Origin of the sequence: Novosphingobium sp. (assembly GCF_032093395.1) — a bacterium.
GTDB lineage: Bacteria > Pseudomonadota > Alphaproteobacteria > Sphingomonadales > Sphingomonadaceae > Novosphingobium.
Map to the genome: position 1 here is coordinate 139,181 of NZ_DAMDBA010000002.1, position 6,669 is coordinate 145,849.

The 6,669-nt window shown below is 65.6% G+C and carries 9 protein-coding genes; 5 read left to right on the top strand and 4 right to left on the bottom strand.

Going from position 1 to position 6,669, the window contains the following annotated elements:
- Positions 1 to 78: 78 nt before the first annotated feature.
- Positions 79 to 531 (top strand): hypothetical protein, encoded by a 453-nt coding sequence (locus RT424_RS01275; protein WP_313433910.1) that lies wholly within the window; start codon positions 79 to 81, stop codon positions 529 to 531.
- A gap of 206 nt (positions 532 to 737) precedes the next feature.
- Here RT424_RS01275 and RT424_RS01280 read toward each other — a convergent pair whose 3' ends face one another.
- The 4 genes from RT424_RS01280 to RT424_RS01295 are packed head-to-tail and all read right to left on the bottom strand — an operon-like array spanning position 738 to position 3,482.
- Entirely contained in the window at positions 738 to 1,391 is a 654-nt protein-coding gene (locus RT424_RS01280; protein ID WP_313433912.1) for a magnesium transporter MgtE N-terminal domain-containing protein, read from the bottom strand.
- Entirely contained in the window at positions 1,388 to 1,957 is a 570-nt protein-coding gene (locus RT424_RS01285; RefSeq protein ID WP_313433913.1) for a DUF6468 domain-containing protein, read from the bottom strand. Before RT424_RS01285 ends, RT424_RS01280 begins: the two co-directional genes overlap by 4 nt.
- The gene (gene fliM, locus RT424_RS01290; protein ID WP_313433915.1) at positions 1,954 to 2,973 is read right to left on the bottom strand and encodes a flagellar motor switch protein FliM; all 1,020 of its coding nucleotides are present in this window, start codon (positions 2,971 to 2,973) and stop codon (positions 1,954 to 1,956) included. The genes RT424_RS01285 and fliM overlap by 4 nt, the downstream gene beginning before the upstream one ends.
- Positions 2,970 to 3,482 (bottom strand): flagellar basal body-associated FliL family protein, encoded by a 513-nt coding sequence (locus RT424_RS01295; protein WP_404915321.1) that lies wholly within the window; start codon positions 3,480 to 3,482, stop codon positions 2,970 to 2,972. The genes fliM and RT424_RS01295 overlap by 4 nt, the downstream gene beginning before the upstream one ends.
- A 142-nt stretch (positions 3,483 to 3,624) precedes the next feature.
- Here RT424_RS01295 and RT424_RS01300 point away from each other — a divergent pair, with 142 nt between their 5' ends.
- From RT424_RS01300 to flgH, 4 genes are read left to right on the top strand one after another with little or no spacing between them, the layout of a single operon-like run.
- Positions 3,625 to 4,368: a flagellar hook-basal body complex protein gene (locus tag RT424_RS01300; RefSeq protein ID WP_313433919.1), complete on the top strand. Its 744-nt coding sequence runs from the start codon at positions 3,625 to 3,627 to the stop codon at positions 4,366 to 4,368.
- Between the two features lie 45 nt (positions 4,369 to 4,413).
- A complete protein-coding gene (gene flgG / locus RT424_RS01305; RefSeq protein WP_313433921.1) occupies positions 4,414 to 5,199 on the top strand; it encodes a flagellar basal-body rod protein FlgG in 786 nt (261 codons plus the stop codon).
- A 4-nt stretch (positions 5,200 to 5,203) separates the two neighbouring features.
- Positions 5,204 to 5,641: a flagellar basal body P-ring formation chaperone FlgA gene (flgA, locus tag RT424_RS01310; protein WP_313433923.1), complete on the top strand. Its 438-nt coding sequence runs from the start codon at positions 5,204 to 5,206 to the stop codon at positions 5,639 to 5,641.
- 13 nt (positions 5,642 to 5,654) lie between these two features.
- Positions 5,655 to 6,428: a flagellar basal body L-ring protein FlgH gene (flgH, locus tag RT424_RS01315; RefSeq protein ID WP_313433925.1), complete on the top strand. Its 774-nt coding sequence runs from the start codon at positions 5,655 to 5,657 to the stop codon at positions 6,426 to 6,428.
- Positions 6,429 to 6,669: the final 241 nt, after the last annotated feature.

The window sequence follows — 6,669 nt, forward strand, 5'->3', positions numbered from 1 at the left end:
ACTCCTGGGGTTTCGTTCTATTATAGAGGAAGAAGCCGGCGGACGGTCCGCGCCGCCCGGCTCGATCCGGAGTCACCGATGCCGCCTTCCGCCTCTTCCCTTACCGACGCCCGCAAGACCTTGCGGCGTGTCCGGCCGGTCATCGCATGTACCCTGGCAGCCGCAGCGGCGACTTCGGCACAGGCCGAAACCAAGAAGGCCGATGCCGTCCCGCCGCCGGATCCCTCGTTCGTGGTGATGGAACCGATCGATGCACCGATCGTCGATAGCGGCCGTATCGACGGAGTGCTGCATCTTTCCATCACGGTGAAAACGAAATCGGCCGAGAATGCCGCCGAACTGGCCAAGCGCATGCCCGAACTGCGCGCGGCATCGCTGGCTGCGGCGATCGAATTCGCCCGGCTTCACGCCTCCCCTTACACGCCGGTCAACGTCGCCCGGCTGTCGGCGATGATGGCACCACCGATCAAGCGCCTCGACAAGGGCATCGAGAAAGTGCTGATCGTGAAGGTCTCCGCCGACGAGGGCTGACCCCGTTTCGCCGGTTGACCTTGTTCGTCGGTTGACCTTGTTCGTCGTCCCGGACTTGATCCGGGACCGCTGGCCGTGAACGGCCCACGTCGCGGCAGAGCGCTCTCGCGCAAGCTATCGCCTCAAGAACTGCCAGCGGTCCCGGATCAGGTCCGGGACGACGGTATGAAAAAAGCCCCCGTCCGCACTGGATGGGGGCTTTTTCGTTACTGCGCGGGAGGCGCTGCCGGTTGCACCGGCTTGCCGGAGGCCGCAAGCGCCTGCGGCTTGCCACGCCTCGGCTGCGGCGGAACGGAAGGCGGCGCCTTGATGACCTTGCGTCCGGCCAGCGCCATCGACAGTTCGACGGCGGAACTCGGCGTCATGTAGGCCATGATCTGCGCCGTCGCGCGTTCGCGCATACGGCGTGCGACTTGTGCCTGGACCTCGATGTCGAGCTTCTCGAAGATCGGGGCGGCGCGCTGCGGTTTCATCGTCTGATAGATACGCGCGAGGTTGTCATAGGGCACTTCCGGTTCCGGAGCGCCGCCACGTCCCGGCGTCGGCGCGGCCGCGGCCTGTTCCTGCTGGGCCTGTCCGGCCAGTCGCGCCTCGCTGGCCTTGACCGCCTGCTCGCGCATTTCCAGCTTGCGGCGCTCGGCGGCGAGCACCTTGTCGCGCTGCACGGTTGCGTCCTGAAGCGAGGCGCCCAGGCGACCGGAGTCGCCCTTGACGCTGCTGACCGGCGGAGCGGCCAGGGCGATGGCATTGGCCACGGCTGCCACCCCGGCCACGCCCAGGATCAGCCGCGAAGGCGTCACCAGGGCGCGGAGCGGAGCAAGCATCCCGCCGATAGGCCCGAAAGCCTCGCGCTTCATCATGCAACGGCGCTTTCACGCGAAGCGCGGGCAGTGGCGATGTCGCGCACGACACCGCTGGCATCGTTGATCGCGGCGGGAACGGCAACCTTGCGACGCGAACGGGTGCGGGCCGGAGCGGCGACCTTCTCGGATTCGAGAATGCCGGCGACGACCTTCTCGGCGTCGGTCGCCTTGGGCTTGGCGGCCGTCTTCGGCTTGGTAGTGCGCGGCTTGCGGACGGCGCGCTTCTTCGGCGCCTGTTCCTCTGCCTTGGGCGTCTTGGCGGCGGCCTCCATGATGCGGTCCGCCACGGCATTGCCGATGCCGACCATCAGGGTCAGTTCGTCGCGGATTTCCTCGGCGGCGGCGATGGCGGTGGCCTGGGCCTGGCCATCGGTCGACAGCACGCGCTTGAGATCACCCAGGACGATGCGGGCCTGACCGGTCGCCCGTTCCATCTGGGCCACGCCTTCGGCAAGCTGGGTATCGCGCAGGGTGCGCAGGCGGCGGCTCATCCGCGCGCTCTGCACGAGCACGGAGAGGCAAACCAGGATCAGCACGGCATTGATCGTTGTGGCGAAGGTCATTTCGGATACCCCTTGGAAATGTCGGTGGCCATGCGAATGGCGATATTGCTTGAACGTTGGCCGATATGCGCGCGGCCCAGCGGCACGCCGCCGCATTGGACCTGAAGCGCATCGTTCGGGCTGTGGCTGAGGGCGATCGTCTGCCCCACCTTGAGAGTCATCACGTCGCGCAGGCTCATCAGCTTCTCGCCGAGCACCACGTCCACGGTCACTTCGGTATTGGTGAGTTCCTTGGCCATATGCGCGGCCCACATGCGATCGCGGCCGAGCTTTTCGCCCATGAAGCGTTGCAGCAGCTTGTCGCGCACCGGCTCGATCGTCGCGTAAGGCAGCAGGACCGAGAACTTGCCGCCGCGCCCTTCCATGTCGACGCGGAACGTGGCGACGGCGGCGATGTTGCTCGGCCCCGCGATCGCGGCGAAGCGCGGGCTCGATTCCATGCGCTCGACCACCATGGTCACCGCCTCGATGGCCTCGAACGCCTGCGACAGATCGTCGAGCGCCAGCTGCACCATCTTGGAAACCAGCATGGTCTCGATCGTGGTGAAGGCGCGCCCTTCGACACGCATCGGGCGCGAACCCTTGCGACCGCCCAGAAGCGCATCGACCACCGCGTAGATCAGGCCGGAATCGACCGTGACCACGCCGTAGTTCTCCCACTCCGTCACCTGGAACACCCCGAACATCGCGGGCAGCGCCACACGGTTCATGAACTCGCCGAAGCGGGTGGAGGTGATCTCCTCCAGGCTTACGTCGATCGCGTCCGAGGTGAGGTTGCGCATGCTGGTGGCGAAGGAGCGCACCATGCGTTCGCAGACCACTTCCAGCATGGGCAGCCGCTCGTGGCTGATCACGTTGGATTCGATCATCGCCTTCAGCCCGCTCTTGGGCTGCGCCGGCATGTCGCTGTCGAACCCGAACAGCGCGTCGATGCTGTCCTGATCGAACATGTCGTCGTTGATCGCGCCCATCTTGGGCGGATCGGGGAGGATGAAGTCGTCGAAATCGTCGCTCATTGCTGGACGAGGTCCTGAATCAGCACGTCCTTGACCATCCCGGCGCCCAGCGCCTGGGTGGCCCGCGTCATCATCTCTTCCTTGATGCGGAACACCGCGGCCGAACCGTTGAGGTCGTCGGGCCTGAGTTCCCGCAGGAAGGGTTGCAGCGCGTCGAGCACGGCCGGGAGCTTGTCCTTCACCTTGTCGGTCTTGCCGTCGGCGGCGACGATGATGAAGCGCAGCTTCAGGAAGCGCGCCTGGCTGTCGCTGCCCCGCAAGTTGACGATCATCGGCGGCACTTCGATATAGGATGACTTGTCGCCCTCGGCAGACCCTGCTTCCGCACTGGCCTCATGCTCGGCACCGCCTTCGTCGCCGCCGCGCATGAACCACCAGGCTCCGCCGCCGCCCGCAAGCAACGCCAGGACCGCAGCCCCGCCGATAACCAGCATTTTCTTACCGGACTTCTTGGGTTCCGGCACATCGACCGCCGTAATGTCGATCACGTCGTCGCTGGACACATTCATCCCCTTGGCTGTCGGGATGCGCCCCCTGCACCGAAATGGTGTTCGCGCATCCGCTTTCGCGATTTCGCCTCTATTATAGGAAAGCTGAGCGGCAAAATCTGCCTAGCGCCGAATATCTGGAACTTTTTCGCAAGGTGCCCGAATGGACGTCTCTTCCTTCGTTCTGCTAAGCCATGAGCAGGCCTTGCGCCGCCAGCTCGACATCACCGCCAACAACATGGCGAACACCAGTACCGTGGGGTACAAGCGCGAGCAGGCGCTGTTCCACGAATATGTCGAGACGGTGAAGGATGCGCCCGTCGAGGATGCGCGCAAGACCTCCTTCGTGCTGGACTTCGGCGCCGTTCACGATGCCTCGCAGGGCGCGTTCCAGTCGACCGGCAATGCGCTGGACGTCATGATCGACGGCCCCGGCTATCTCAATGTCGAGACGCCCGAAGGCGGCGTCGCCTATACGCGCGCCGGTTTCGTCAAGATTCTGAGCACGGGCGAGCTCGCCACGTCCGGCGGGCAGCGCCTGCTGGACGAGAACGGCCAGCCGATCGCCATTCCTGCCGACCTCAAGCACCAGGTTTCGATCACCGAGGACGGCACGGTCATGGCCGGCGACGGCCCGGTCGGACGCCTGGCGGTGACCGATTTCGCCGACGAGAACATGCTGGAGCCACGCGGCGACGGCATGCTCACCGGCACCAACGGCCGCATGCTCGCGGCGGCGCAGACCAAGCTCAAGACGGGCGGCGTGGAAGCGTCCAACGTCGAGCCGATCACCGAAACCACGCACATGGTGGAAATCCTGCGCTCGTACCAGACCAGCCAGCGCCTTTCTGCCGATCTCAACGACATGCGCAAGCGCGCCATCGACCGGCTCAGCCGCGTCGGCTGATCGCTCGCCCGTCCCCCCCTCATCCTATACTAACGAGGAGCTACCATGCGTTCTCTCTCCATCGCCTCGACCGGCATGCTTGCCCAACAGACCAATGTCGATGTCATCTCGAACAACATCGCCAACATGAACACCACGGCGTTCAAGCGCCAGCGCGCGGAATTCCAGGATCTGCTCTATCAGCAGGTCTCTCGTCCGGGCGCCAATACCAGCGACAGCGGCACCAAGGTTCCCACCGGCATCCAGATCGGCGCGGGCGTGCGCACCGGCGGCGTCTATCGCATCACCGAACAGGGCGCGCTGACCAACACCGGCAATACTTACGACATGGCGATCGATGGCCCCGGCTACTTCCAGATCACCATGCCCTCGGGCGACGTGGCCTATACCCGCGCGGGCTCGTTCCAGCTTTCGGACCAGGGCGAACTCGTCACCAGCGACGGCTATCTCGTCCAGCCCAACGTCACCGTCCCGCAAGGCGCGATGGACGTCACCGTCTCCAAGACCGGCGAAATCCAGGTGAAGATCGCCGGCCAGGCCGAGATGCAGACCGTCGGCCAGCTCGAACTCGCCACTTTCGTCAACGAAGGCGGCCTGGAAGCGATCGGCTCAAACCTGTTCCTGGAAACCGGCGCGTCGGGCCAGCCTACCGTCTCGACGCCGGGCCAGCCTTCGTTCGGCACTCTCAGCCAGGGCTTCGTCGAAGCCTCGAACGTCAATCCGGTTTCGGAAATCACGTCGCTCATCACCGCCCAGCGCGCCTACGAGATGAACAGCCGCGTGCTGAAGACGGCTGACGAGATGCTCCAGACCTCAACGCAGATCAGCTAAAGCCATGCTCACCGCACTCCTTCTCGCCCCGGCACTGGCTGCCGCCCCGGCAATGCCCTCCGGCGAACCCGCACCGGTCCTCGCCCGCACCGTCGAACGCGGCGAAGTCCTCACGGCGGCGGACTTCGTCACCGCGCCGGTCTTCCCGGCGATCGCGCGCAATGCGCTCAGCCCGGCGGAAGCGGCGGGACAGGAGGCGGTGCGCCGCCTCAACGCCGGCGCGCCGGTACGCTCCACCGACATCACCCCGCCCCGCCTCGTCCGGCGCGGCGAGACGGTGACTATCTCGCTCGTCTCGGGCGCGCTCAAGATCACCTCGGCCGGACGTGCGCTCAGCGACGGCGGCAAGGGACAGCCGGTGCGCGTGCTGAACCTCGCCACCAACCGCACGCTCGATGCCGTTGCCGTCGGCTCGGGCGACGTGCGCATCACCGCGCAATAGGGAGAAGCCGGCCGTGAAGAACCGTTTCGCACCTTTCGTCTCCGTACTTCTCGCCGCCAGCCTGCTCTCGGGCTGCGGCGCGGTGGGCCGGCTCAAGAACGTGGGCAAGCCGCCGAGGATGTCGGAGGCGGAAGATCCGGTGGCGCCTCGGCTCGAACCGTCGCTGGGCAATCACTCGGTGGACGATCGCGCCCTGGCGGAAAACGGCCGCACCGCCGATACGGCTCGCGGTGCATCGCTGTTCCGGACCGGCGGCGGCGCCTTCTTCCGCGACCAGCGTGCCTCGCGCGTCGGCGACATCGTGACGATCCGCATCAACATCGCGGACAATGCGCAAGTCGCAAACTCGACCACGCGCACCCGCAACGGCAGCGAGAACAGCGGCATCGCCGCCTTGCTCGGCCTGGAAACCGTGATCCCCAAGATCCTGCCCGGCAACCCCGACCCCTCGAACCTGGTCAGCACGGACTCCAAGTCCAGCGCCACGGGCGTGGGCAACACCACCCGCAGCGAGCAGATCAACATGACCGTGGCCGCCACCGTCATCGGCGTCCTGCCCAACGGCAACCTCCAGATCCGGGGCAAGCAGGAAGTGCGCGTAAACTACGAGCTGCGCGAACTGGTCGTCACCGGCGTGATCCGGCCCGAGGACATCGCCCGCGACAACTCGATCAAGCACTCCCAGATCGCCGAGGCGCGGATCAGCTACGGCGGTCGCGGCCAGCTTACCGACGCGCAGCAGGCCCGCTGGGGACAACAGATCTACGACGCCCTCTTCCCGTTCTGATCGGGCGTACTATTGCGACATGAATTGCACCTCTCCGGCAGTTGCCGGAGAGGTTTCGTGCGTAATGAAATCCAATAATGGGCACCGGACACGGAAGATCGAGGATCGCCTACGGCATACGCGTCAGCATTCGAAAACTTTTCTTCCCAAATTTCCGGGCGGTTATTTTCCCTTCCTAGAATGAACATGCAGCCGGAAGAACCAGCTGTGCGCATGGCGGCGCTCCCGTCATCCGGCCGCA